This is a genomic window from Parendozoicomonas haliclonae (assembly GCF_900174585.1).
In the GTDB taxonomy this organism is placed as follows: domain Bacteria; phylum Pseudomonadota; class Gammaproteobacteria; order Pseudomonadales; family Endozoicomonadaceae; genus Sansalvadorimonas; species Sansalvadorimonas haliclonae.
The window spans coordinates 57,271-81,037 of the sequence record NZ_FWPT01000005.1; the positions used below are offsets into that span (position 1 = coordinate 57,271).

General features: G+C 48.7%; 23 protein-coding genes. 6 read left to right on the forward strand and 17 right to left on the reverse strand.

Annotation, left to right across the window (positions count from 1 at the left end; genetic code table 11):
- Positions 1-355: 355 nt before the first annotated feature.
- Both EHSB41UT_RS11660 and EHSB41UT_RS11665 read right to left on the reverse strand, forming a co-directional pair.
- Entirely contained in the window at positions 356-1,177 is an 822-nt protein-coding gene (locus tag EHSB41UT_RS11660; protein WP_165767234.1) for a formylglycine-generating enzyme family protein, read from the reverse strand.
- A gap of 52 nt (positions 1,178-1,229) precedes the next feature.
- Complete coding sequence (locus EHSB41UT_RS11665; RefSeq protein ID WP_165767235.1) at positions 1,230-2,027, reverse strand: formylglycine-generating enzyme family protein; 798 nt, start codon at positions 2,025-2,027, stop codon at positions 1,230-1,232.
- Positions 2,028-2,639: 612 nt separating this feature from the next.
- Between EHSB41UT_RS11665 and EHSB41UT_RS11670 the strand changes: the two genes are divergently transcribed.
- Together EHSB41UT_RS11670 and EHSB41UT_RS11675 are read left to right on the forward strand one after the other, a co-directional pair.
- The gene (locus EHSB41UT_RS11670; protein ID WP_087109993.1) at positions 2,640-4,328 is read left to right on the forward strand and encodes a type I secretion system permease/ATPase; all 1,689 of its coding nucleotides are present in this window, start codon (positions 2,640-2,642) and stop codon (positions 4,326-4,328) included.
- Positions 4,325-5,638 (forward strand): HlyD family type I secretion periplasmic adaptor subunit, encoded by a 1,314-nt coding sequence (locus EHSB41UT_RS11675; RefSeq protein WP_087109995.1) that lies wholly within the window; start codon positions 4,325-4,327, stop codon positions 5,636-5,638. The genes EHSB41UT_RS11670 and EHSB41UT_RS11675 overlap by 4 nt, the downstream gene beginning before the upstream one ends.
- Before the next feature lie 15 nt (positions 5,639-5,653).
- On the opposite strand, the gene EHSB41UT_RS11680 is transcribed toward EHSB41UT_RS11675, so the two are convergent.
- Together EHSB41UT_RS11680 and EHSB41UT_RS11685 are read right to left on the reverse strand one after the other, a co-directional pair.
- Complete coding sequence (locus EHSB41UT_RS11680) at positions 5,654-7,270, reverse strand: hypothetical protein (protein ID WP_133060485.1); 1,617 nt, start codon at positions 7,268-7,270, stop codon at positions 5,654-5,656.
- Positions 7,271-7,281: 11 nt separating this feature from the next.
- The gene (locus tag EHSB41UT_RS11685; RefSeq protein WP_087109999.1) at positions 7,282-8,730 is read right to left on the reverse strand and encodes a hypothetical protein; all 1,449 of its coding nucleotides are present in this window, start codon (positions 8,728-8,730) and stop codon (positions 7,282-7,284) included.
- 164 nt (positions 8,731-8,894) lie between these two features.
- Between EHSB41UT_RS11685 and EHSB41UT_RS11690 the strand changes: the two genes are divergently transcribed.
- Both EHSB41UT_RS11690 and EHSB41UT_RS11695 read left to right on the forward strand, forming a co-directional pair.
- Positions 8,895-10,220, forward strand: a complete 1,326-nt coding sequence (locus tag EHSB41UT_RS11690) for a DASH family cryptochrome (protein ID WP_087110001.1) — start codon at positions 8,895-8,897, stop codon at positions 10,218-10,220.
- Complete coding sequence (locus tag EHSB41UT_RS11695; protein ID WP_207626637.1) at positions 10,210-10,377, forward strand: DUF2256 domain-containing protein; 168 nt, start codon at positions 10,210-10,212, stop codon at positions 10,375-10,377. Before EHSB41UT_RS11690 ends, EHSB41UT_RS11695 begins: the two co-directional genes overlap by 11 nt.
- Here EHSB41UT_RS11695 and EHSB41UT_RS11700 read toward each other — a convergent pair.
- From EHSB41UT_RS11700 to soxR, 13 genes are all read right to left on the reverse strand, one after another.
- On the reverse strand, positions 10,372-10,755 hold the full coding sequence (locus EHSB41UT_RS11700; protein ID WP_087110003.1) for a DUF4345 family protein: 384 nt from the start codon (positions 10,753-10,755) through the stop codon (positions 10,372-10,374). The genes EHSB41UT_RS11695 and EHSB41UT_RS11700 overlap by 6 nt on opposite strands.
- Before the next feature lie 167 nt (positions 10,756-10,922).
- Complete coding sequence (locus EHSB41UT_RS11705; RefSeq protein ID WP_087110005.1) at positions 10,923-11,471, reverse strand: sugar O-acetyltransferase; 549 nt, start codon at positions 11,469-11,471, stop codon at positions 10,923-10,925.
- A gap of 153 nt (positions 11,472-11,624) precedes the next feature.
- Complete coding sequence (locus EHSB41UT_RS11710) at positions 11,625-12,116, reverse strand: HAD family hydrolase (RefSeq protein ID WP_087110007.1); 492 nt, start codon at positions 12,114-12,116, stop codon at positions 11,625-11,627.
- A gap of 77 nt (positions 12,117-12,193) precedes the next feature.
- On the reverse strand, positions 12,194-12,709 hold the full coding sequence (locus tag EHSB41UT_RS11715; RefSeq protein ID WP_087110009.1) for a GNAT family N-acetyltransferase: 516 nt from the start codon (positions 12,707-12,709) through the stop codon (positions 12,194-12,196).
- Positions 12,710-12,865: 156 nt separating this feature from the next.
- Positions 12,866-14,950: an AAA family ATPase gene (locus EHSB41UT_RS11720; RefSeq protein WP_133060486.1), complete on the reverse strand. Its 2,085-nt coding sequence runs from the start codon at positions 14,948-14,950 to the stop codon at positions 12,866-12,868.
- The gene (locus EHSB41UT_RS11725) at positions 14,925-15,362 is read right to left on the reverse strand and encodes a hypothetical protein (protein WP_087110013.1); all 438 of its coding nucleotides are present in this window, start codon (positions 15,360-15,362) and stop codon (positions 14,925-14,927) included. The genes EHSB41UT_RS11720 and EHSB41UT_RS11725 overlap by 26 nt, the downstream gene beginning before the upstream one ends.
- Complete coding sequence (locus tag EHSB41UT_RS11730; RefSeq protein WP_087110015.1) at positions 15,359-16,474, reverse strand: hypothetical protein; 1,116 nt, start codon at positions 16,472-16,474, stop codon at positions 15,359-15,361. Before EHSB41UT_RS11730 ends, EHSB41UT_RS11725 begins: the two co-directional genes overlap by 4 nt.
- Entirely contained in the window at positions 16,471-17,472 is a 1,002-nt protein-coding gene (locus EHSB41UT_RS11735) for a ComEC/Rec2 family competence protein (protein ID WP_087110017.1), read from the reverse strand. The genes EHSB41UT_RS11730 and EHSB41UT_RS11735 overlap by 4 nt, the downstream gene beginning before the upstream one ends.
- Before the next feature lie 503 nt (positions 17,473-17,975).
- Positions 17,976-18,437, reverse strand: a complete 462-nt coding sequence (locus EHSB41UT_RS11740; protein WP_087110019.1) for an NfeD family protein — start codon at positions 18,435-18,437, stop codon at positions 17,976-17,978.
- A 1-nt stretch (position 18,438) separates the two neighbouring features.
- Positions 18,439-19,362, reverse strand: coding sequence for an SPFH domain-containing protein (locus tag EHSB41UT_RS11745; protein ID WP_087110021.1), 924 nt, complete (start codon positions 19,360-19,362; stop codon positions 18,439-18,441).
- A gap of 106 nt (positions 19,363-19,468) precedes the next feature.
- Positions 19,469-20,362 carry a DMT family transporter gene (locus EHSB41UT_RS11750; protein WP_087110023.1) on the reverse strand — a complete coding sequence of 298 codons (894 nt, stop codon included), beginning with the start codon at positions 20,360-20,362 and terminating at the stop codon, positions 19,469-19,471.
- A gap of 73 nt (positions 20,363-20,435) precedes the next feature.
- Positions 20,436-21,842, reverse strand: a complete 1,407-nt coding sequence (locus EHSB41UT_RS11755; protein ID WP_087110024.1) for a DASS family sodium-coupled anion symporter — start codon at positions 21,840-21,842, stop codon at positions 20,436-20,438.
- 80 nt (positions 21,843-21,922) lie between these two features.
- Positions 21,923-22,396 (reverse strand): redox-sensitive transcriptional activator SoxR, encoded by a 474-nt coding sequence (soxR, locus tag EHSB41UT_RS11760; protein WP_087110026.1) that lies wholly within the window; start codon positions 22,394-22,396, stop codon positions 21,923-21,925.
- Between the two features lie 109 nt (positions 22,397-22,505).
- On the opposite strand from soxR, the gene EHSB41UT_RS11765 reads away from it, so the two are divergent.
- Positions 22,506-23,078, forward strand: a complete 573-nt coding sequence (locus tag EHSB41UT_RS11765) for an FMN-dependent NADH-azoreductase (RefSeq protein ID WP_165767237.1) — start codon at positions 22,506-22,508, stop codon at positions 23,076-23,078.
- A 90-nt stretch (positions 23,079-23,168) separates the two neighbouring features.
- Positions 23,169-23,615: a GNAT family N-acetyltransferase gene (locus tag EHSB41UT_RS11770; protein WP_207626627.1), complete on the forward strand. Its 447-nt coding sequence runs from the start codon at positions 23,169-23,171 to the stop codon at positions 23,613-23,615.
- Positions 23,616-23,767: the final 152 nt, after the last annotated feature.

Here is a 23,767-nt window from a genome sequence, read left to right on the forward strand (position 1 = left end):
GATGGTATGAATAAGCCTCTGAGATTCAGCTAATCCATCAGCAGTGATTCTCAGCTTTTCCGACTGGGAGTACTCGTACTCACAAAAACGACGCTAAACTCATAAAGATAAGTTTCGATCCCGATTGGAAAAGCTATGTTCCATACTTGTGATTGGAAGTCGATATCGAGCCGCATTACCCCAAGCTTGGTAGAGGTCGACGCGCATATGATGGGATATAACAAACCCACCCACTTCTTCGTGTGTTCAAGCGCTGGTATGAGGTGAATCCGGCAGAATAGCGCCGGCAATATCGACAGAAAAAAAGGAAACAGGAGGCTGCAGGAACAACCTCCTGATAGGTCTGTTTATCGAATCAGTTCACACTGCTTGCGCAGCGGAAACCAATCACATAACCCTGCCCTTTAGGCGCATAACCAAAACGCAATGTACTGGCCAGACCACCATCGGTTCGCATAGTCCAGGCACCACCACGGATGGTTTTAAAGGTGCCGTTAGCCGGACCTTTGGTGTTGGCTTTTTTCGCAGCGGGCTTGCCGTAGAACTCCGGGTCATACCAGTCAGAAGTCCATTCCCACAGGTTCCCGGCCATACCGACAGCACCATAAGGTGAAGCACCGGCCACCTCAGCATGATCAACCGGGGTGGTAGTTCCACGACCACAACCGGGCATAGGCAGTCTCAGACCATTTTCATCCATAGCCGCATATTTGCAGGAAGCAGGCTCATCACCCCAGGGGAAGACCCGTTGATCCCAGGTGCCCCGTGCAGCCTTTTCCCACTCCAACTCGGTTGGCAGACGCTTTCCTTCTTGCTCACAGAAAGTTTTCGCCTGTTGCCAATCTACACAGTTCACCGGATGGTTATCATTCCAGCTGAAGTTCCAGTTGCAGGCACCGCCAATAAATGGCTCAGTACAGTCTCCATTGGCCACACACTCCTTGTAACGACGATAAGTCACTTCGTACTTATCAATATCAAAAGCATCCACATACACGTTATGCGCAGGCTTGGTGTCGGTATCACAAAGCTCTTGGCGGGAATGGTTACAGCCCATAGTGAACGAGCCCGCAGGCACTCGCACCATGGCCTCGTCATCAAGGGCGTAGCTGGTCGAGCTGATAAATGGCAACGCGGTGACCGCCACCAGTAACAGCAGTTTCAGATAGGTTCTCATTGTTCTTATCCTGAAGAAAGTTTGCTGTTTGAACATCGATTAAGACATCACCTTACATAGCGCAACGGAAACCAACAGCCGGACTGTAGTTACCATAGGCATAAGGGAAACGCGTCACTGTTCTCAGCTCAGCAGCTTTACGGGCGTAAAGGTCGCCCCCTCTGGCGGTTTTGTACTCACCCTGTTTTGGGCCTTTTGGATTGCTGTAAGATGAGTAGTTGTAATAGAACGGGTCATACCAGTCAGCTGTCCACTCCCACATACTGCCAGCCATATCCATGGCTCCATACGGTGATGCCCCCTTGGGCTTTGAACCCACATCATGGGGAACACCCTTACCACACCCCAGGTTTCCACCATTGGGATTATCAATCACCGCCTTGTCACAGCTTGGTGCGCTGTTCCCCCAGGGATAAAGGCTGAAAGTATTTGCCCGCGCAGCTTTCTCCCATTCCGCCTCGGTCGGTAAGCGTTTGCCGTCGTATTTACAGAAGTTGTCGGCATTCTTCCATGTCACGCAGTTCACTGGCAGCTGCTCCCGGCCTTCCCAGCCGAAATTACAACCGCCACCTATACCGAGTGGCTCACAATCGCCAGCTTCAATACACTCTTCAAAGCGACGGTAGTTCACCTCGTACTTGTCGATTTTGAATTTCCTCACCCATACCGCATGGGCTGGTCTTTCTGTCGCATGACAGTCCGGATCAATAGACTTTTCACAGCCCATCCAGAACTGACCGGCAGGAACAGTAACCATAGCTGCGTCATTTGTAGCATTGGCAGCAAGAACGCTAACAGACAGGCCAATGCCAGCGATAAGCAGCAGTACCTGCTTAATGATGGTATTCACGGGATTCTCCTGTGCTTTTTTATTTTTATTGGTGTGCAGGTTTGGAAAGTGTTTACTACAAGCAGCGAAGGTGAAACTTCCGCAGGCTGCTATCAAAACAACAGTTAACCCTGCCGAATACTGAACTTCCCTGTAACGCTGTTTACATCCTGATTTAATCACACCCAAGCTGTTGTAAAAGCTTTGTGTGAAAACCAGAATAAGCAACATAAAACCTGCATGGGTATACCGGGTTGCACCTCAGCATATCCCTGCAGCACTATATCACCGAGCGTTTATTGTCCTGTATTCAGTGAACGTCAAATCAGTAATCATCCAGTGACAAAAGAAGTGTTGTCCTGTGCATAAGATAACCTCATCAAATGGTTGAGGAAGAGGCAATCTCGTCTTCTATCGTTAATCGGAAGGAGCTCATAACCAGTGATGATTGATTTATTGGTGATAAGGAAATCATCACCGTAGAGATTTCTTACACATATCTGTGTGTAGCCGACAGGAACCGAATATGTGAATTCAGCGGTTTTTCTGCTGAAGCTGCTGAGTGTTGGAACCCCGCAATCTTCCTGCAATATTTCTCCGTCACCCTATGGGAAACACAAGGGAGTGTAACCGGTGACGGAGAACAGGAGTTCCACCTTCCAAAAGGCTGTCAGTGCCGTGCGAAGCCAGCTCGGTATTGTGCTGGGCTTTAGCTTCTTTCTGAATCTGCTGATGCTGACTGTACCGCTGTATATGCTGCAGGTCTATGATCGGGTGTTGACTGCGGGCAGTGTGCCAACCTTGATGGCTCTGACGCTGGTGGCGGTTGGACTGGTGTTGATGGCCAGTGTGCTGGAGTGGGTGCGTTCACGGTTGCTGGTTCGTTTGGCGGCCTTGATGGAGCAGGGGCTTGAAGTTCCATTGTTGCAGCAGTTGCTGCAATCTCGCAATGAACAGGCCGATCGTCAGCGGTTGGCGGATATGGAGCGGGTGTCCGGTTTTTTGTCCGGGGCAGGGGTGTTGGCGCTGTGTGATGCACCCTGGTTGCCGGTGTATCTGCTGGTGATCACCGCCTTGCACCCGGTGCTTGGGCTTATTGCTACGGTGGGTGCGGTTGTTCTGGCACTGGTGGCGCTGGTGTCTGATCGTACGACACGGGAGCTGTTGATCACGGCATCCGGGTTGCGTACCAAAGCCAGTCGGTTTGCTGAACGGGCGCTGGATAATGCCGAAGTGACCCGCACTCTGGGTATGGCTGGTGGTCTGGTCAAGCATTGGCAGGAACAGCGTGTGCAGGCCAGTGAGAGCCATTTCCGGGCCAGTGACCAAGGCGGCAATTATCAGGCCATCGGCAAGTTTCTGCGGCCTGTGCTGCAGATCAGTATGCTGGGTGCCGGTGCTGTTCTGGTGCTGAATCAACAGATGACCGCTGGTGCCATGGTCGCCGGTTCCATTTTGCTGGGCAGAGCTCTGGCACCGTTGGAGATGACTATTGGTCAGCTGCGTAATATTCGTCTGACCCGACAGGCGTGGCGGGATTTAATGGAATTCTTTACAACCTCTGAGCAACCGGCCTCTTCCATGCCATTGCCACGGCCAGCCGGGGAGTTAACGGTTGAAAAGCTGGTGGCTCCGGTACCGGGCAGTGAGCGGCCAGTGATTAAGGGGATTGGTTTCTCTCTGCAGGCGGGGGAGAGTCTGGCGGTGGTTGGCCACAGTGCATCCGGAAAAAGTACCCTGGCCCGGTTGCTGACTGGAAGCTGGGCCCCCTCAAGCGGAGCGGTGCGGCTGGATGGTGCGGATGTCAGCCAGTGGCAGCGTGAAGAGCTGGGCCATTGGCTGGGTTACCTGCCTCAGGATGTGGAGCTGTTTCCCGGCACTGTGCGCGACAATATTGCCCGGTTTGGTGATGTGGATGCCGAAGAGGTGGTACGGGTGGCCCGGATGGCCGATATCCATGAGCTCATTCTCTCTCTGCCCGATGGTTACGAAACCCTGATTGAAACCACGAGCGGCTTTCATCTCTCCGGCGGTCAGCGGCAGCGGGTGGCTTTGGCCCGTGCACTTTATGGAAACCCGTCGTTTATCGTGCTGGACGAACCGGATGCCAGTCTGGATCGGGTTGGTGAACAGGCGCTGGTTCAGGTGCTTCAACAATTAAAAGAGAATAAAACGACGGTCGTGGTGATAACCCACCGCCCAACGTTATTGCGTTGTGTTGATAAGGTGCTGGTGCTCGCCAATGGCTGTATTGAACACTTTGGCGAGGCTCGGCAGACACTCACTTCGGTCAGCGATACCCGACAGGAGGTGGCGGTATGAATACAGCAACCGATCATACCGGACGCTGGACACCGACGCCCTATATCCGGATTGGCTTGCTGGTGGTTGGCCTGACCTTTGTTGGTTTCCTGGGTTGGAGCTGGCTGGCCATTCTCGATAGCGCGGTACTGGCCAGCGGCAAGGTGACGGTGCATAGCCAACGTAAGGCGGTGCAAAGTCTGCAATCAGGCCGGGTGGGTGAGCTGGCGGTCAGCAATGGTGAGATGGTACGCCGTGGTGATGTGCTGGTACGGCTGGATGATACCCGGGCCAGGGCCGGTCTGGTCATTCTGGAAGACAGTCTGTTCTATGCCCGCGCTACAGAAGTTCGGCTGGATGGGGAGATGGTAAAGGCTGAAGAGCTGTTATTCCCTGATGCTCTGATTGTGCAGACGGCCGGTAATCGTCGTTTGAGTAATGCCCTGACTCTGCAGGAGCAATTGTTTTATGAACGTCAGCGCTCTCATAAGGGCAAGGTGGAAATTATTCGCCAGCGGATTGAAAAGATCGGGGAACAGATTGTTGGTTTGCAGGGGCTGCATTCGGCCAGCACCAAGCGGCTGGCTGTGGTGCAGGAGGAACTGGATGGACTCAATAAACTGCTGGGGCAGGGCTTTATCCAGAAGATGACGGTAAACAGTTCTCTCAAAGAAGAGGCTGATCTGCAGGGCAAGGTGAGTGAGTATCTGGCAGATATTGCCGAAGCCGAGACCAGTATTACCGAAGCCCGTCTGGAAATTTTGCAGCTGGAACAGGATCGGCGTGAGCAGCTGGTGAGTGATCTGAACAGCACTCGCGCGCAGATTAATGATCTGGAAGAACGGGTGCGGGCGTCCCGTTATATGCTTGAACAGCTGGATGTGCTGGCCCCGGCCGATGGGGTGATTGTTGATCAGCAGATTCATACCGTGGGCGGTGTGGTGCAGGCCGGTGAAACCCTGATGGAGATTGTGCCGGAGCGGGATGCGTTAATTATTGAAGCCCGGATGAACCCCATGGATGTGGATCAGGTTCATATTGGTCAGTCGGCACGGGTGCAGCTGACCGCCTTTCCCCAACGGACCACGCCGCAGTTAAATGGCCGGGTTCTGTATGCCTCGGCAGACAGTCTGGTGGATGAGTCCACCCGTGAACCTTATTACCTGGTGCATATCGAGGTGGGCAGCGCAGAACTGGAGCGACTGGGGGATAAGCGTCTGCAGCCGGGTATGCCGGCGGATGTGATGATCACCACCGGTTCCCGAACCGCGCTGGAATATCTCACCCAGCCGCTGCGTGACTCTTTTAATAAAGCCTGGCGGGAGTCGTAGGCTTTATGTACTCCATTAAAGCACGCGGCTTAGACCATAAACCGCCAGACCCAGGATAGCGGCTTTATCCGCCAGCCCAACCGTGTTCCAGAACAGCGGCCACCAACTGCGCTTATCGAGGTGGTCCGGGGTGGTGAATTCCACATCCAGCGTCTTATCGGAGAAATAACCGCTGCGATAGCGGGTCGGGCTGAACCAGCCTCCGCCGGCGTAGAGCTGGCAGTCCCAGGCGTTGGGATCATCCTCGCAGGACTGGAAGTAGATCGACAACCCTTTCTGGTAGACCGACAGGCTCAGCCGGTAACTGGTGCCGGGTTTGAGGTGGTCTTCATAACTCAAAGCATCGGCAGGAAAGAAGACACGAGCCGGGTAATACAGAAACCACGGAATCGTGCTGCGGTAGAGATGCTGTTCCGGGTGGTTACTGTTGGGTGTTAAGGCCAGCTCCCAGAGTTTGGACCGGCGGATGGATTGCTCGTCCGACAGGGCATTGAAGCTCTGGGCCGCACCCTCCTTGATGTAAATTGCATTGCGTGCCCAAGGCCAGGCAAAGGTGGAGTTGTCGTATAGCTCAATACGCACTTCGATATTTTTAAACAGATCGCCACTATCCCGGGCAAAGTCGTTGAGTGATGAGGCCGCATAGTCCTGCACCCGCAGGGTGACCGGAAAGCTTCTGTCTTGCCAGTGGTTATTAATATCCCGGGCACCGGACCAGACCAGCGGTGAGATTTTCTCGCCATTATGATCCACGGGCAGGGCGAAACCGTTGCCAGAGCGGGACTGTATCCGTTTGACCGGCTTGATGGTGTAGCCGATATGGTAGTCACTGTTCTGCCGACACATCAGGCTGCCGCTATCCAGATCATGTCCCTTCAGACGGTTCACCTGATACTCATTGCGGGGTTCATTAAACGACAGGCGCGGGCTCATGCTTCCGGCATTAAAAAAGCCAACACCGTTATCAATCATCACTCCCTCCTGCTCGCCGGGCAGCAGATCATAACCATTGGCGAGACGATCCGGATAGTGGCTGCTATCGAGGTCTGAACGCTGGAATTGCACATCGTAGGTCAGGATTTCATGGCTACAGTGCTCGGACTCATCGATCACCACATCGAGATAGCAGGTATTGGGTTCTTCGTGGCAGGCGTCTTTCTCTTTCCCATCCTGGTCTTTCTCGGTGGTGCATACGGTATGAGAGCCGCACTGAAAACTGGTCACCAGCTGACAGTCTTCCCAGGACCAGTGCAGATAAGAGGAATACTGCACCTTGCCGTGCCATTGGGGCCGGGCCATCTGTCGCAGCAGGTCCCGGGCTTCACCCGCGTCGGCACTGCGCAGATCCTGCCAGGTCTCTTCATCGAACACTTGCGGATGACGGGTATGGGTATCGCTCCCGCTGCCGCAGCGTAAGTCTTCGGAGATAAAGTTCCGGGTCTTGGAGCGTGGAATCACCTTGCCCTGGCAGTACACGCTGTTGCGAACCATGGGAATGCTGGTGGTGGTGCAGAAGTTGTCGTAAGCCTGCCCGGTCTGGCTGAAACAACACGCCAGACTGAACAGTAAAACGGCAACGCCCACCCTGCGGACACACGACAAAGGTGTGCCTTGTTGATGCCGGGTTGTCATGGTGGTTGCCTTTAAATATCTGCTCTTTTCTTACGCTTGTTCATGGACTGGCTGGATTCGGTCAGCAGGGCGAGGGTGTCCTGCAGCTTGCGGGCTTCATCCAGACGCACTTCCATCTGTTCCAGCACATTGCTGCACTGGGCAATAGCGCTTTTCAATGTGCCGGTACTGAGAACGCCGACATCGGCTTCCAGATCATCATCGTCAGGATCACCAAAGACTGTCTGGGCCAGGTTCTGGTAGAAGGTTTTGCTCTCTTCACTGGTGTAGTAACGCTCACGGTAACCGGCGCGCACCGCTCTTAAGCCACCGCTGCGACTTAGCTCCAGCTCCTGTTCCAGGTCGGCTTTGACCAGATCAACAATAAAGTGCTTGGCCTGATCATCAGCCTTGCTGCCGCTGACCCAGACCAGCAGGTGACGCAGAAATGCGGTTTTGCTGCCAGCACCCTTGTCGTGTAGTGTGGCCTGGGCTTCGGTGGCCAGATTCAGAGCTTCTACCAGATGGTTTTCATCCCAGAGTGACATCGCACCCACATGAACATTGCTGAGGAAGTAATCAGCATTGAAGATATGTTTCTGGTAGTTAACCGGGATGCTGCCAATCTTCACACCATACACCGAGCGAATATAGGCGCGGGCCCAGAACACATCACGCAGGGCTTTGGCGGCTTTGATTCGCCCCTGTTGATCGGAACTGGTGCGGTAACGCTCGGACGCACCAAAGGCATCAATATAGGCCTGCAGAGCTTTCTGGGTAAAGGCGTTGATGCTCTGGTCAATGGTGGTGCGTTCCCGGGATGTCATCAGCTTTTTCACCAGAATCTGCCGTTGCAGCTCATTGATTTTGGCGGCGCTCAGTAGCTGCATCTTGCCAAGATCATCGGTGTTCACGCCGGTGTGCAGATGATGGCTGCCACTGGGCAGGGCCAGTCGGAACTGCATCTCGGCAGCCTTGCGCCCCTGCTGGCTGAGCTGAGTCAGGTAGTGCTCCTGCAGGGTTTCAAAACGGATATCCCCGGAGAGTTCAGGGTGGGCATCCTCCCGTATGGCCGGGGGCAGAGCGAGGCGATGAATATGGTCTTCCAGCAGTTCCCGGGTTTGCCGGTAGTCGCGCACGGCCGCCAGATAGTCCTGTACGGGAACGGTATCGGTGAGTGAGGTGTCGGCCAGTGTCTGTAGAGTTTTCAGGGCGATCTGCAGATCACGGAAGCTGCCGTGCAGGGTTTCCAGAGCGGAGAACAGGTACTCATAGGTGCGTTGGTCGCGCTCTTTCAGCACGCTCAGGTATTCCACCTCAAGACGGGACTTATCAAACAGATTGATATTGGCATCCCCGGCTGCGGTATCACCAAGAATCAGGACTTTTTCAGGCGACTCGGAAGCCTGAGATAGGCAAGAAGTGAGAGAGAAAGGAACGGAAAGGGTGGCTGCCAGTATTGCCAGATGAGAAAACTTCATCGATGTAACCTCACTGTAAATGGACAGGTGTACTGACAGTGAGGTTAGGGAATGGTTCCGGTGGGGGCTGGGGAGATTTGTAACCGGGGATCGCCCAGAGAAGGTGGGTTGATCTGTTGTAATCAGGGCTTCGTATAACGTTGAATAGCTAGCAGGAATGTTCTATGGGAACCGCCGTTTACCTCTTTACCCATGATCTGAGACTGGATGATAACCCGGCCCTGTATCGGGCTTCCGGTTTTGAGCAGTTGGTTTGTGCCTTTGCCATCGATGCACGCTGGTTTCAGCCATCGCGGTATCAGACTGCGCCTATGGGAGCACATCGCTGGCAGTTTTTGCAGGAGGCCCTTGATGACTTGGATCACCGACTTGAAGAAAGGGGGCAACACCTTCATCGTCTGTACGGTCATCCGGTCAATGAGCTGGGCGAGCTGGTCAATCGCTTTAGGGCGAGCACGCTGATTGTAAGCCGACAGTTTGGCGTGTATGAGAAGCGTATGCTGGCTGATCTGAAAACAGTGAATCCGGGATTAGAGGTCATTGAAGTAGATAACCATACTCTGTTTGAAAAGGGACAGGGGGAATGGTTAACCGAGACACTGCCCAAGCAATTTACCCCCTTCCGAAAAATGGCCGAACGCCAACCCATATCGACCCCGCTGTCAGTACCCGTGAGCCTGCCACCTTCACCGTTATACAGTGTTCCCCGACCAGTGCTGCCATTGTGGTTGCCCAAACAAGAGCGGCTGCAATCACCGTTTCAAGGAGGCGAATCAGCGGCCCAGACACACCTTGCAGAGTATTTTTCGTCTACGGCTCCCAGCCACTACAAGCAAACAAGGAATGCGCTGGAGGGTTGGGAAGCATCGAGCAAGTTCTCTCCCTGGTTGAATGCCGGTTGTCTGTCGCCTGGTCGGGTCTGCAAGACACTGGCTGACTATGAGCAACGGGAGGGGGCTAACGATTCGACCTACTGGCTGTTATTTGAATTGTTGTGGCGTGAGTACTTTCTGTGGTCGGCACTACGGAACGGCAAACAATTATTTCGGTTCCAGGGACGGGCAAAAACAGCACCACTGACCTCGTTCTACCCGGAGCGATTCCAGGCATGGTGTGCAGGTAATACGACCAGTCCGTTAGTGAATGCCTGTATGAAGGAGTTGCAGGCGACCGGTTATATAACCAACCGGGCCAGACAGATTGCAGCCAGTTATCTTATCAATGAATTGTCGATCGATTGGCGCTATGGCGCAGCCTGGTTTGAGCATTGGCTGGTGGACTACAGCGTGGCAGTGAACTGGGGTAATTGGCAGTATATTGCCGGAGTAGGGGCGGACCCTCGCGGCGGGCGACACTTTAATATTGAGAAGCAGCGCCAGCAGTATGATCCTGAGAATACATATACCCGCAAATGGACGACTCGCGACGTGCCGGACTGTATAGATACTCAAGACCCAACGGGTTGGCCGCTAGGTTATGATGGGCATTAAGAAGCAGCATCTGCCGGAGAAGGTGTGCCCACAATGTGAGCGGTCGTTCCGCTGGCGTAAGAAATGGCAAAGGTGTTGGGAGCAGGTTGTGTATTGCTCGGAGCGGTGTCGCAGGAAACGCAAAGCCGTGTCAGCCAACACGATAAAGAACTTATAGGCTGGGCTGCACAGCAAGGAGAATTAAGCCACCTATCACCTCAGCAAGAAACAAGAGCTTAAGAATACCTGTCGTGTGGCCACCTCTGAGAAGCGCAATGCATCGTCCAACGGGCTGGGCAAGAAGGAATATGGCAACAAGGTTGCCAAGCATTGCATCTTCAATACGAATAAATGCCAGAGCGCATAATAAAGCTTGTGCCAGGAAAACACCGACATAAATTGCATGAAACTCACTGATCGAATTACTGCTCTTAAGCTCATAGCCCAATGTGGTGGCTAATGATTTTGGTTGAATTAACGCCCAAAGTGAAAAAGCCAAAAAAGTACAACCAGTGGCAGCCAATAATATTTGCCGGATGGAATCATCGTAGAACATAACGGGTTGCTCTTGATTGATCTGTTTTGTTTACTCTACGCGTTAAAGGGTATTTATGTAAGGGGAGCAGTTATTAAGAGGGGAAGGCCGGAGAATGGGGTGTTCGTGGGATAAGAATTCAATCCCACGAACAGTGCCAAGGCTAAAGCTTCTATAAAGCGAACGGGTTATAGAAGACTTTTAATAACCTTTGCCGGAGTGCCGCCCACCAGAGTATCGGGAGGAACATCCTTATTCACTACAGAGTTGGCTGCAATCACAGAACGTGCACCGATAGTGACACCCTGATTAATAACCACATTGCCGCCAATCCAGACATCATCCTCAATGGTAATAGGGTGGCAATAGGTTTCCCAATGTCTGCGTTCAAGGTGATTTAGTGAATGTGAAGCCGTATAAAACTGAGAGGAAGGCCCAATCATCACATTATTGCCGATAGTGATTTTGGCACCATCCAGCATGGTTACACCCATATTGATAAAGGTGTTTTTACCAATAGTGATCTGCTTGCCGAATTCGCAGTAGAAGGGCGGTTTTACAATGGAAGTATCGTCTAACTGATCGAAAAGGTTTTTCAGTAAAGACTGGGATTCTACAAAATCATCACAGGTGTTTATCTGAATGGTGAGTTTCAGGGCGTTGTCGCGGACAAGCGAAATTTCCGGGTCTGCGCCTGCAAAGGCCTGCCCATTCATCATTTTTTCGTATTCAGTCATGCTGAGGCGTTCATGATAGTGATGTACGGGAGGGATTTTCGGAGAAATAGTGGTGGTTGCCAATGGGCTTGTGGCGAATATTGTTGGTAGAAGTACTTATTTGTGAGGGTGTGAAGCGGGTGGGCTGTAGAAATGGGGCAGGGGGAGAGAATGTCAGATTTGGTCTGAGCTAATACATGTGACTATCTCATGTAGATTATTAACTTTCCGGGTTTTAACAGAGCAGTCCCGATCTTTAGCAGGGTATAGCCAGTAGGTGTTTAAGCCTGCTTCGATTGCCGGAAGGATATCATTTTCCAAGCTATCACCAACCATGGTGACTTTATGGGCAGGGACGTCTAATTTTCTAACTATTCGATCGATAAACTCACGTGTGCCTTTTCTTATGCCAAGATTCTCAAAACAAAAATAGCCATCAATAAATCGATCCAGGTTTACTCTCTCGAATGCTTTGGCTATGTCGTTAACCGACGAGTCTTCAGCGTTGGTGGCAATGTAGATTTTGTTGGAGATAGAAAGCTGGGATAGTGTATCAAAAGCACCATCGACGGCCTCGACATACTCCCAGTCACACATTTTACCTTTGGATTCGGGGAAATCGACCATAAGTGTGCCTCCCCAGTCGAACAGTATTATCTGATCCATTCTGATCTCTTAATTGCGAATAACACCTGAATCAGTTGCGCCCTTGGCACTGCCTGGATTTACTGGTTAGCTGTATTTTAATTAGGAAGGACGTACATTTTCACCTGACGCATGGTTCCGTTTACCGAAAGTGTACTGTCGCCCGTACATTGAAAGCCACATTTTGTGAGTACCTGGCCTGAAGCGAAATTCTCAGTGATATGTTGAGCTGAAATTTCAGGGTGATTGCTGTGTTTGAAGAAGCTTGTGGTTAATGCGTTGACGGCCTCGGAACAATAACCTTTGTTCCAGTAATCAGCGCCCAGCCAATAGCCAAGGTTTGCGAAGTTATCAGTGATTTGTGTTAAGCCGACAGTACCGATTAGCTCACCAGAATCTTTTAGTGTTATTGCAAAGATAACAGCCTTTCCCTCAGAAACAGCTTGCCGGTGTGAGTTTATCCAGGACTCTGCCATTCCATCTTTATAGGGGTAGGGGATGTTGGCTGTTAGTTCTGATACTTTGCTATCGCCTGCTAGTTCTTGAACTCGTTTAGCATCGGAAAGAGTGTATTCTCTTAGGGTCAATCGTTGGGTGTTTATACTTTTGATCATGTTGTTTTATTGCTTGATTTCCTGTGCGCCTAAATGTAACGCTGCGACAGAACACTTGTTCTGTATATATATATGCATTATCTAGCTTGGATTTCACGGGGGCTTAGACAATTAAATAACGGATTCTTGGCTGTGATAATATAATCATAAGAAAACTTATGATTCAGCATGGTTATTTGTAATTGTTTTTGGAGATATACAATAAGTTTTATCTTCGATATGAAGCATATGAATGTTTTTAGGTTCAATACCATCGATTAAAGCTGATATATTTACATCTTTTTTGTCATAGTCTCTATCTTGGGAGATTGCCAGAATAACCTGCTTTTCAAGTTTGGAGCAATGAGATAATAACTCTTTCATGCTATCAACACGCATCTGATGCTGCCCTGGCTCATCCATTAAAAGAAAACCAGGATGTAAGGTTCCTATTTCCAGAAGACAAAGATAATAAGACCAAATTGATCGTACAAAATCACTGGCGGAAGAAACATATCTTATATATTGAGGCTCTTGCCCCTCGATGAATACAATTGGCATCAGTCTATGAGGCGATTTATCTCTGATCGTTATATTTTTTACGCCATTACTTTTATAACCGAAAGAATCTAACAATGAGATATAGTGTCGTTTGAATTGAATTATCTTTTCTTCATCACCTGAAACTAAATTTTTAAGTCGTTTCTCTTCTCGATCTAATATAAAATAAATTTTACTTAATTCTTTCAAGTGGCTCTTGGTTGACTCAAGATATGAATTAAATTGGTTGATATCATTAAGGCGATATTTTAACTCTGCTTGAAGTTCAAATTCTCCTCGGACTGATTGTGAACTAGGTGAGTTTAAGTCTTTGTAAATGCTATCAAGCTGTGTCCTCTTTAAAGAAATGCTCTTATCGTAATATGCTAGGACGGATACATATCGTTCCAGAACAGCCTCTGATGCTTCTATATACTTTTCGTAGGTGGATTTTTGAGATTTTAGAAATGCAATACTTTTGTCAATGTTCTCTCTTGATAGCTCGCTATCTTTTTTATTCTCAACGCTGTTTTCGCAAACTGGACACCTTGATGTAGAAAGGATCTCCCAATTTCTACTGATTGATAGTTTTTTAACGTCCTGAAATCCTTGGATGTCTTTTATCGTAAAATATAAAGAGCTCTTGAATTTTTCCAGTTTTATCTTTTCTTCTTCATATGATTCAAAAGCATCATTTCTTTCAGATAGGAATGTTTCTAGTGATTCTCTTATTTTGTCTCTATTACGAATTAATTCTTCAGAGGTATCTCCAGTAATTTCTGTCTTTTTGATGCGTTTGTTAGATTCGTCAATTTCCTTTTGAAGGGATTTTGTTAGCTGGGTCGTCTTTACTTCGTTTTCTTCATGATTTAGTTCGGCTGCATAAATGGCTTCAATCTTTTTTTCTGGTATTGGCTTGTTTTTATCAAAGAACGACAGGTAAAGCTGAGTTGCTTGAGCCCTATATTTTAGGTCGTTATCGATTCGCTTCCATTTTTCTTTGATCTGGTTTTTATCAGACTTTATTTTATCAAGTTTCATGTTGAGCGCTAGAGAGTTAAGCCCGAGAGAGTATTCAATAACTTTCTGTTTTGGGTCTTTAATTCCAAAGCTAGGCATCATTGAGAATATATCTGACCAGCCTTTTGTCTGTTCAATAAAGGCTAGTGAAAAAATATTCTGCATATAAAGAGGTTTGGTTGACTCATTGTTGAACGATTCGACATTGAGTATTTCCAAACCATTGATTTCTGCTAACCATTGATAGAATCCCTGGTCACCGTGATCTCTTGCAGAATGTACAAACTTAGGCGTGGTTTTAGTGCCATCATTTATAAGTATTTCATTTATGGTAATCTCGTCGGATGAAGATATTCGACGTGTAAGAGTGTATTGGTTGTTGTTATTTGCAGTGATGGTGAGTGAGCACGTGGATTCATAAATGTTGCAAGCATGACCATCAAAATTAAGTACCTGATGTAAAGCTGGACTAAGTGCATTGGTACCCTTACTTCCCATTAACTGCTCCATTCCTAGGCAGTAATATATACAGCTAAGTATGGTTGACTTCCCACTAGAGTTGTCACCAGTTAGAATGTTAAGCCCAGGCTTAAATTCATACTCAAATCCAAATGGCTTTAGCCCATCTTCTGTTCCTGCAGTAATTGTCGCTGATACTGAATTGATGTGCATTTTGTCAACTTCTAATGATTGGGTTTTCAAATCTATTTTCGGGAATTTTAATTTCCTTCAAATATTCTAAATAGTCTGCAAACGCATGATGCGTTTCAACTGAGCTTAGGTATATATCGCCTTTATCTGTCAGCGATATTTTAATTTCTTTAGATGACTTGTCTGTTAGTAGCTCTATAAAATGATTGGATTCTGCCATTATGAGTGATTTCTTAAAGTCATTGTCAATCGTCCAGGGTAGCAAAGTTATCTTGGATGAGAATGCATTGGCTTTCAGGTTTATTGTTTTATCAAATATGTAAGTAAGCTTGATGAATGACATAGTCTTTGCATTTCCAAGACAATGTTTCAGTGCACCACATATAATGGCAAGATGTGTTAATGTGCTATTATCTGGAGCGCTATCAAGGAAGTGAGATTTAAGTTGGATTTCTATGCTCATTTTTTAAAATCCAATGTGCAGTTTGCTAATAGTCGAGCAATTTCACCTGCGGCTATGACGGAGCTAGTGGACTTGATTGATGTTCCATCTAGCTCGTCTTTTAAAAGCGCAGTTAGATCATCAAGGATTTTATGGAAACGTTCGTTGCCTTGCTGAATGCTGCTCACTTGGAATTTTTTATTGCCAGATGCCCATATTGCTTTAGCATTTTCAATAAGGTCACGGTATGAACTGTGGTTTCTGATTTTTGATTGTTCAATATCCTCCCATACTAAAATGTCATTTATGTATCCATCAAGATCTTCAGTAGTCCAATCCGCCATGAACGAATTCATCTTTCTAGTTAGGTTTTCGACATCTCCATAATTATTAGATTTCTTTCTTTCATCTATCATGGTTTGAGTAACGTTTCTTTTAATTTCAGCAATATTTAGCTTCAATTGAGCATTGCCGCCATGAAAGTCTGTGATGTCAATGTTAGGTAGAAAGAAATCTTTAATTACTTTGATGGATCGGCAGTTTACGCCTGTGAAATCGTCTTTGTCTATATTTTGAGCTATGCCAACCAAATAGTTGTTATCCGTTTCTCTTATGAATATTCCGCTGCCTGAATATCCTCCCAGTACCTCTGCCCCAACACCCCCTTTCATGTCTGTGTAAGCTTCAAATGGTATCTTAAGGCAAAAAGTTCCATTGTCATTTAGGGGAGTGTCTAATTGGCAAGGGGTTACGGTATGGGATTTTAAAGCAGCAGATTTTTGTGTTCCTCTAAAGGCATATGAAATTTCAGGGAAGCTAATATCTTCACAGAAGCTGATTCTAGGGAAATCTGAAAAGCTGTGCTTTTTATCAACAGAAATAACAACAATATCATACTGCTGAGTTGCTTTCTGTTCTTCTATTAAAGAATCAAACTCAATTTTTCCGTACATGTCTGATATGCCGTGAAACTCTTCAAGCTTTATAGGCTGAGTGATATCTTGGCTAAAAACATGAGCAGCACTGAAAACATAGAATTCGCCATCTGTTTGAACTAAAACACCGGATCCATGATAGGTCTCAGACTGGTAGATCTTTATGCTGGTTTTTATTAGTACATCTAATTCGTTCATTTTATACAAAAGCTACTTTGTTCAATTAATTTGATATTGTATTTTGTTCTTTCTTCTGGGCTAATTAAAAGGCCGTTTCTGGCGATAATTTCTTCAATTGGATAGTTGAAGAAAAAATTAATGTCGTCACTACCATTCCTGTCAACATTTAAAGCTAATTTTGCCAGTGTCTCTCTGCTAGGGTGAAGGCTACGAGCTTTTCCTCCATTGGTGCTCAATATGTAGTTAGAACAACTTATCATTGAGATGAACTTATTAGATATGCTTGTTATGCTTCCATGATGGGAAAGTTTGATGTAGTCGAAAATGTATTTCTGATCTCTAGAAATGCCTATTTTTTCTAGATAGTCGGTAATGACTGTTGGATGAGCATCTCCCAGAAAAAGAAGTTTTTTATTTTTGTAGCTCAGTATGAAGGCTATTGATGCAGCATTTGTAAAGTCTGATTTCTTGGATTTATATAGATCTTTTCCCTTTGCCAGTGTTTCTATTGATATGATGTTACTATTTTTTGATATTGGGTCAGGACTAGAGGAATCTTTAAGTGATTTATACTGTCCAATAAAATATTCCAGATCTTCCTTGGATGGTGAAATTATTTCTAAGCTAATGTTTTTTGAGATCCTAACCGTTTCGCCCGATACTAGGCTTTGATAAGACAGCTCTTTTTCTTTAAGTAAGTTTTCTAGTGTTATAGCTTGTAGAATGGATATGTCTCCACTCTCAGCCTTTATTTCATATGAGCTTGGTACATTTACAAATACTTTCCCAACGGAAAATTTGTGGGGATAGTCTTCAATTAATGGAATCGCACCATTAATGTGATCTTCGTCAGAGTGTGTCAGGATTAGATAGTCAACACTGGAAGTCAATTGCTTGATTTTATATTGAAAGGTTAGCTTGAACCCGCAATCTAGCAGCAGTTTTTTGGAGTTATCGGTATCTTCGATTAGGAAGCTGTCTCCACATTTAGCCTGAATGTTTGTAATTTTCAGCATGGTATTGATTAACTACAAAAGGAGAAGGTTAAAGTATCTAAATTTTTTCAATATTGCATAGGGGGGGATTATTCTATTCAACCCTATACTCTCATTTTCAAACCGGTTAATGAAGTAGGTCTCAGTGTCATAAATTGGAGAAGTTCATTCAGGTGTCGAATATTTCAGATACGCTACCGCCGCCGATTCTGCACGTCCTACTGCCTGTGCCTGGTGATTCCGGAACCCTGTATTGGTCAGATATTATGCAGTGGTTGGTAGCGGAATGTAAGGTTCTAGATCAATGTAATGGATTAAATCTTTGTGTCGTTCAGTAGGAGTATCAACGTAATTCACTCATCTACCCTAAAATTATCGTTAGATTTATATGCTGCATCGGCTGTCACAAAATTGATCGTGATATGAGCATAAATCAAATAATTAGCCACTAAGCTCGGCTATCAGCGATATTAAAACCAAAGAACCCGCAAAGATGCGGGTCCCTTCACGCAATCTATCAACAATTAAGCGGTCGGATTATCCATCCGCTGAAGCGTAAGAGTCATCCCCTCAGCACTCGCTACCAATACATGGTCGCCTTTATGAAGCGGGCCAAATGCACTCACTTTCCATTTGGTATCACCAATCTGTACACGGCCTTGTCCGGCAGGAATATCTTCTTCCAGGGTAATCACCCGTCCAATCATTTGTGCGGCGCGATTATTTAACAGCGGATCGGCGGTGTTCTGGCCCGGCTTACGCAGAAACACCCACCAGATAATGGAGAAGACCAGCGTCATAGAGCCATAGCTGGCCAGTTGCCATGGCCAGCTAAAATCACCAATCATCCATAACAGCAGTGCCTGTACAACAGCCGCAGCGGCGGCTCCCAGTAAAAATCCGCCTGCACCCAGCGCTTCAACACCTAACAGCAAAAAACAGAGAATGACCCAGTGCCAGGGTTCCAGTTCTTGCAAAAAGTCCATATCAGCCTGCCTTGCCTTTGGCGGTCACTTCACCCACAAGTTCTTTAATGCCACCCAGTGCGCCGATCACGCTGCCGGCTTCCAGAGGCATCATTACCAGTTTACTGTTATCGGCACCGGCGACATCTTTCAGAGCCTCAACATATTTCTGCGCCACAAAGTAGTTAATGGCACGGTGATCACCATCGGCGATGGCTTTGGATACCACATCGGTGGCCTTTGCTTCCGCTTCGGCCAGACGTTCCCGCGCTTCTGCTTCACGCTTGGCGGCTTCCAGTTCACCTTCGGCCTTCAGAATCTGAGCCTGCTTTTCACCTTCGGCGACTTTAATCGCCGCTTCCCGGGAGCCTTCGGCTTCAAGAATCTGAGCGCGCTTCTCCCGCTCGGCTTTCATCTGACGGGCCATGGCATCAACCAGATCCTGCGGAGGGGAGATATCACGGATCTCGATACGGGTGACTTTTACGCCCCATGGGTCGGTAGCTTCATCAACCTTGTCCAGCAGGCTGGCGTTAATGCGATCCCGGTTGGAGAGCATTTCATCCAGTTCCATAGAGCCGAGTACGGCACGGATATTGGTCATCACCAGATTTTGCATGGCGCGTAGCAGATCGTTGACTTCATAGGACGCCTTAACCGCATCCTGTACCTGGAAGAAGCAGACGGCATCCGTCGTGACCTGGGCGTTGTCGGCACTGATCACTTCCTGTGGGGGAATATCGAGTACCTGCTCCATCATATTCTGTTTGTGGCCAATCTGATCCACAAAGGGAATAAGCAGGTTAATACCCGGCTGCAGGGTGCGGGTATAACGACCCAGTCGTTCAACGGTGTAGTTAAAACCTTGAGGAACAATGCGAATGCCCGTGCCAACCAGAATGGCTACCAGCACCACAAAAATAATCGCCGTGAGTTCCAGTCCCATGGAAATACTCCTTTCCTTTTTGTGTTGTCTTTAAAAGTTATTTTTGTTGATTACAGACTCTATCGTTGTATCTGCTGATTAGCAACGCGGGTTGAGATGAGTGGCGTCAAGAGAAGGAACGGCTTTTATTACGGATTAAGGTCCCGGCAGTGATAGCCAGTAGAATCACCGCGCCGCCTATCAATGTGTTGCTTGATGGCACATCACCAAACAGGGCTGCAGCAAAGACAATGCCATACACCGGCTCCAGACAGGTCACCAGGCTGACCAGCTGGGCTTTCAGATGCCGGAGGCTATTGAGGAACATCAACATGGGCAGGGTGGTACACAGCAGCCCCAGCGCCAATAGCAGCGGCCAGTGGTTGGCCATAATGCTCAGGCCCCCTGCAGGAATTAATAGCAGTGTGATCAGTGCTGCACCGATATTCTGCTGGCAGGTCAGGGTGACGGCATCAGTGTTTTGTATTCGGAAGCGGTTGGCGAGTGAGAGCAGGGCAAACAGCAGGGCACTGACTACGCCCCAGGCGATACCAGCAACCTTATCGGCCTGACTGTCCATGGACGAAAGCGGGAAAATAATAAACAGACCGAGCACGACGCCTGCGGCGGTCAGTAAATCCAGTAGCCGTAACTTTTCCCGAAATAAAAGCGGTTCCAGCAGGGTGACAAAAACCGGGAAGGAGGCAAAGGCCAGCAGGCCAATAGCCACGGAGGAAACCTGAATCGCTTTGAAAAAGGTAATCCAGTGCAGGGCCAGCACAATACCCAGCAGCATATTCAGTGGCCATTGGGCTTTGCTCAGTGACCAGCCACCGGCAAAAGCCTGCTGCAGTCGTTTTTGAAACAGGAGTATGCCTGCCAGCACCGCAGCACCAATCACGGTACGCCCCAGAACAATTAAGGTGGGATCAATCGGCAGCAGTTTGCCAAACAGTCCGGAAATGCCCAGCAGCACGATAGCGATATGCAGATTCAATAGTGCCAGGCGTTGCTCTTTCATATTCTTATGATGTTCTTGTTATGGCCGGTTTGGGATGAAAGCCTGTTCATTATTATATTGTCAGGCACGGATTTTATAGGGTAAACAATCCCAGAATCACCAACCCGCCAAGATAGATACCTCCAAAGATTGCTCCAAGACCCCACCACGCGGATTGGGAAATATAACCGGAACCATACCAGACCGGTGAAGGGCCGGTCGCGTAAGGGGTAATAATGCCCATAACACCCATCGTACCCACCAGTAGATAAGCCAGCGCATGCACCATGGACACCGGCAGCAGGCTGTTGGCGACTTCCAGAAACAAGGGCAGCAGGGCAACGATATGGGCGGTGACGCTGGCAAAGAAGTAATGGAACACAAAGAACAGCACCAGCAGGGTTAAGGCCACATGCATGGGGGCGAGGTTGGTTAGCGCCTGGGCGGCCAGATCGGCAGACCAATCCAGAAACCCGACCTTACGCAACCCGGTTGCCATAGCCACCAGAGTGGCAAACCAGATCAGCACATTAAAGGCAGCCGTGTTGCCGATGATATCGTCCCAGGTCACTACGCCACTCAACACCAGCAGACATAACACCAGCAAGGCCGCTACGGTACTGTCGATGCCGATGGCCTGCCCAAAGATCCACAGTACCAGTGCCAGCAAGCCCAGCCCCAGCATCAGCCATTCATTACGGGTAACGCCACTCATCTTGGCCAGCTCTTTGCGGGCCCAGTCCGGTGCATCGGGGGAGGACTTCTGGGTTGGCGGGTAGATGATATAGGTGAGCAGGGGAACCAGTAACAGTAGCGGAATCATTACCAGCGCCATGGTGTAAAACCAGCTTTGCCAGGTAATTACCAGACCAGTGCCTTTCTCCACTAGTGAAATAGCCAGCAGGTTCGGGGCCATGGCCGTCACAAACAGGGAACTGGTAACCGTGGTGGATGCCATCGCCACCCAGGCAATATAGGAACCGATTTTGCGCGGTTCATGATCGGGCAGCGAATTAAACATCTGGGGAATATTGATCGCTACCGGGTAAAGCGTGCCGGCACTGCGGGCGGTGTTGGAAGGCATAAAGGGAGAAAGCACACCATCGGCCAGAGCGATGGCATAACCCAGACCTAACGGAGTTTTGCCCAGCCGTTGAATCAACATCAGGGCAATGCGTTTCCCCAGCCCGGATTTTTTGTACCCCAGTGCAAACATAAAGGCAGTGAAGATCAGCCAGATCACGGTATTGGAGAAGCCGCTTAAAGCCCAGACGGCACTCTCTTTCGGGCTCTCTGCCACTAACCCCAGAGATGCAGCGATGGATACGCCAATCAGGCCGATCAGTGCCGGGGGTATCGGTTCAACAATCAGGCCGACAATCACCCCCAGAAACAGGGCAAAGAAATAATGGGCGGTGGTCGTTAGCCCTTCGGGTGTAGGAAGCAGGGCAAGAATGACGGCAACCGCAACCGGGGTCAGGTATTTTGCTGTTTTTCCCATGGTCTTATCTTGAATCTTGTGGTGATGAGCCGTTAAAAACACCCGGCACAAGATAGACCGTTTTCTCACGTCGTCTGGATTTATTCGAGACTGTCTGCGGTGGCCTCGCTTTCTTCCGTCGGCATCAGAAATTGCGGGCCGGGGCCACTCTCTGCCGCGACATCATCAGGGTTAAACAGCGCACAGGCCTGCAAGGAAAGACAGCCACAACCGATACAGCCACTGAGCTTGTCCCGCAGGCGCTTGAGGTTGTCGATGCGCTCGTTGAGCTGCACCTGCCATTCGCTGGAGAGTTTTTCCCAGTCCTGCTTTAAAGGAGCCCGGTTTGCCGGCAGGTTCTCAAAGGCTTCGGCAATTTCACCCAGTGTCAGCCCCAGGTTCTGTGCTGCCTTAATGATCGAAACACGTCGTACCATAGCATTGTGATAACGGCGCTGGTTGCCTTCGGTACGCACAGAGGAGATCAGCCCTTTCTTCTCATAAAAACGTAATGCCGAGGTGGCGACTTCGCAGCGTCTGGCAACTTCACTGATGGTGAGAAAGCGCGTGGGCATGATGACTTCCCGATCATAAGAGAGAGTCGTTAAATTATCTTGACTTAAACTTAACTTCAACTTTTAGACTGCATGCACACACTGTGATTGTTTTTGAAGGATCATGCCCATGCAGAAGTATTTGTTGATTAACAGTAGCGTCAGAACTGAAGACTCCCACTCCCGTCGTTTGAGCCAGCAAGTGCTGGAACGGTTGCTGCCTAAGAATGCCGCTGATAATGAGATTGTGTATCGCGATCTCGCGGCGCAGGCATTGCCGCACTTCAGCGTGGAGACCTATGCCGGCTTTGGTGGTGGGGAGACTCGGGAAGCGCGAGCAGCCTCGGCGCTTTCTGAACGTTTGATTGAAGAAGTGAAAAACAGTCATACCCTGGTGATTGGCGCACCCGTTTACAACTACGCTATTCCTTCCACTCTGAAAGCCTGGTTTGATCATATTACCCGGGCGGGGGTGACCTTCCGCTATACCGAGAATGGCCCGGAAGGCGCACTGGCCGGACGCAAGGCTTATATCGTGCTGACCAGCGGTGGTGATGCAGTTGAGTACATCTCGACTCAGCTGAAGGATATGCTGGGGCTGATCGGTATTACTGATATTACCTTTGTGTACGGTGCCGGGCTGGATATGCCTGATAGTGCGCAGGCTTTGCAGCAGGTGCAGGAGCAGATTGCTGTTCTTTGATCTGAGGTGAATCCAAGAGCTAGCTAAGGAAAAGCCCGAGGAATACACTTTCAACTATCTGATTTGGCTGTGTATCGGGCCTTTCCATTTATGAATTTTACTGAGTGTGCTGCCAGCGAGGTTCCCATGCCTTTGCTGTTGGAAGCCGATCCTTCCGAAGATGTGGTGAACGGCTATCTTGCAGATAGCTGGTGCTTTGTCGCCAAGGAAGGAGCGGATGTGGTTGCGGCCTGCGTTGTGCAGCCGCTAGCCACCTCCCATGCCGAGTTAATGAATATTGCCGTCTGGCCGGACCGGCAGCAGGAAGGTATTGGCTCTCGGTTGCTACGCACTGTGCTTGAAGTGGTCAAAGCCAAAGGTATTCAAAAGCTGGAATTGGGTACCGGTACTTTTGGTCATCAACTGACCTTTTATCAACGGTTGGGATTTCGGGTGGATGCGGTAATCAAAGACCACTTTCTCGACCATTATCTCGAGCCGATTTTTGAATCCGGCATTCAACACAAAGATATGTTGCGCCTGAGCATTGTCTTGTAACTCGCCAATTTTATTGATGAAGATCAACCCTTAGCCGTATAATTCTCCCGCTTTTGTCTTAGGCCCGAACAACAAGATCAATTCACGTTGGCCGATTAACTCATTATTCCAAGACTCAAAATGCCGGTTCTCGTGTGTGGGCGCGGGGAAGG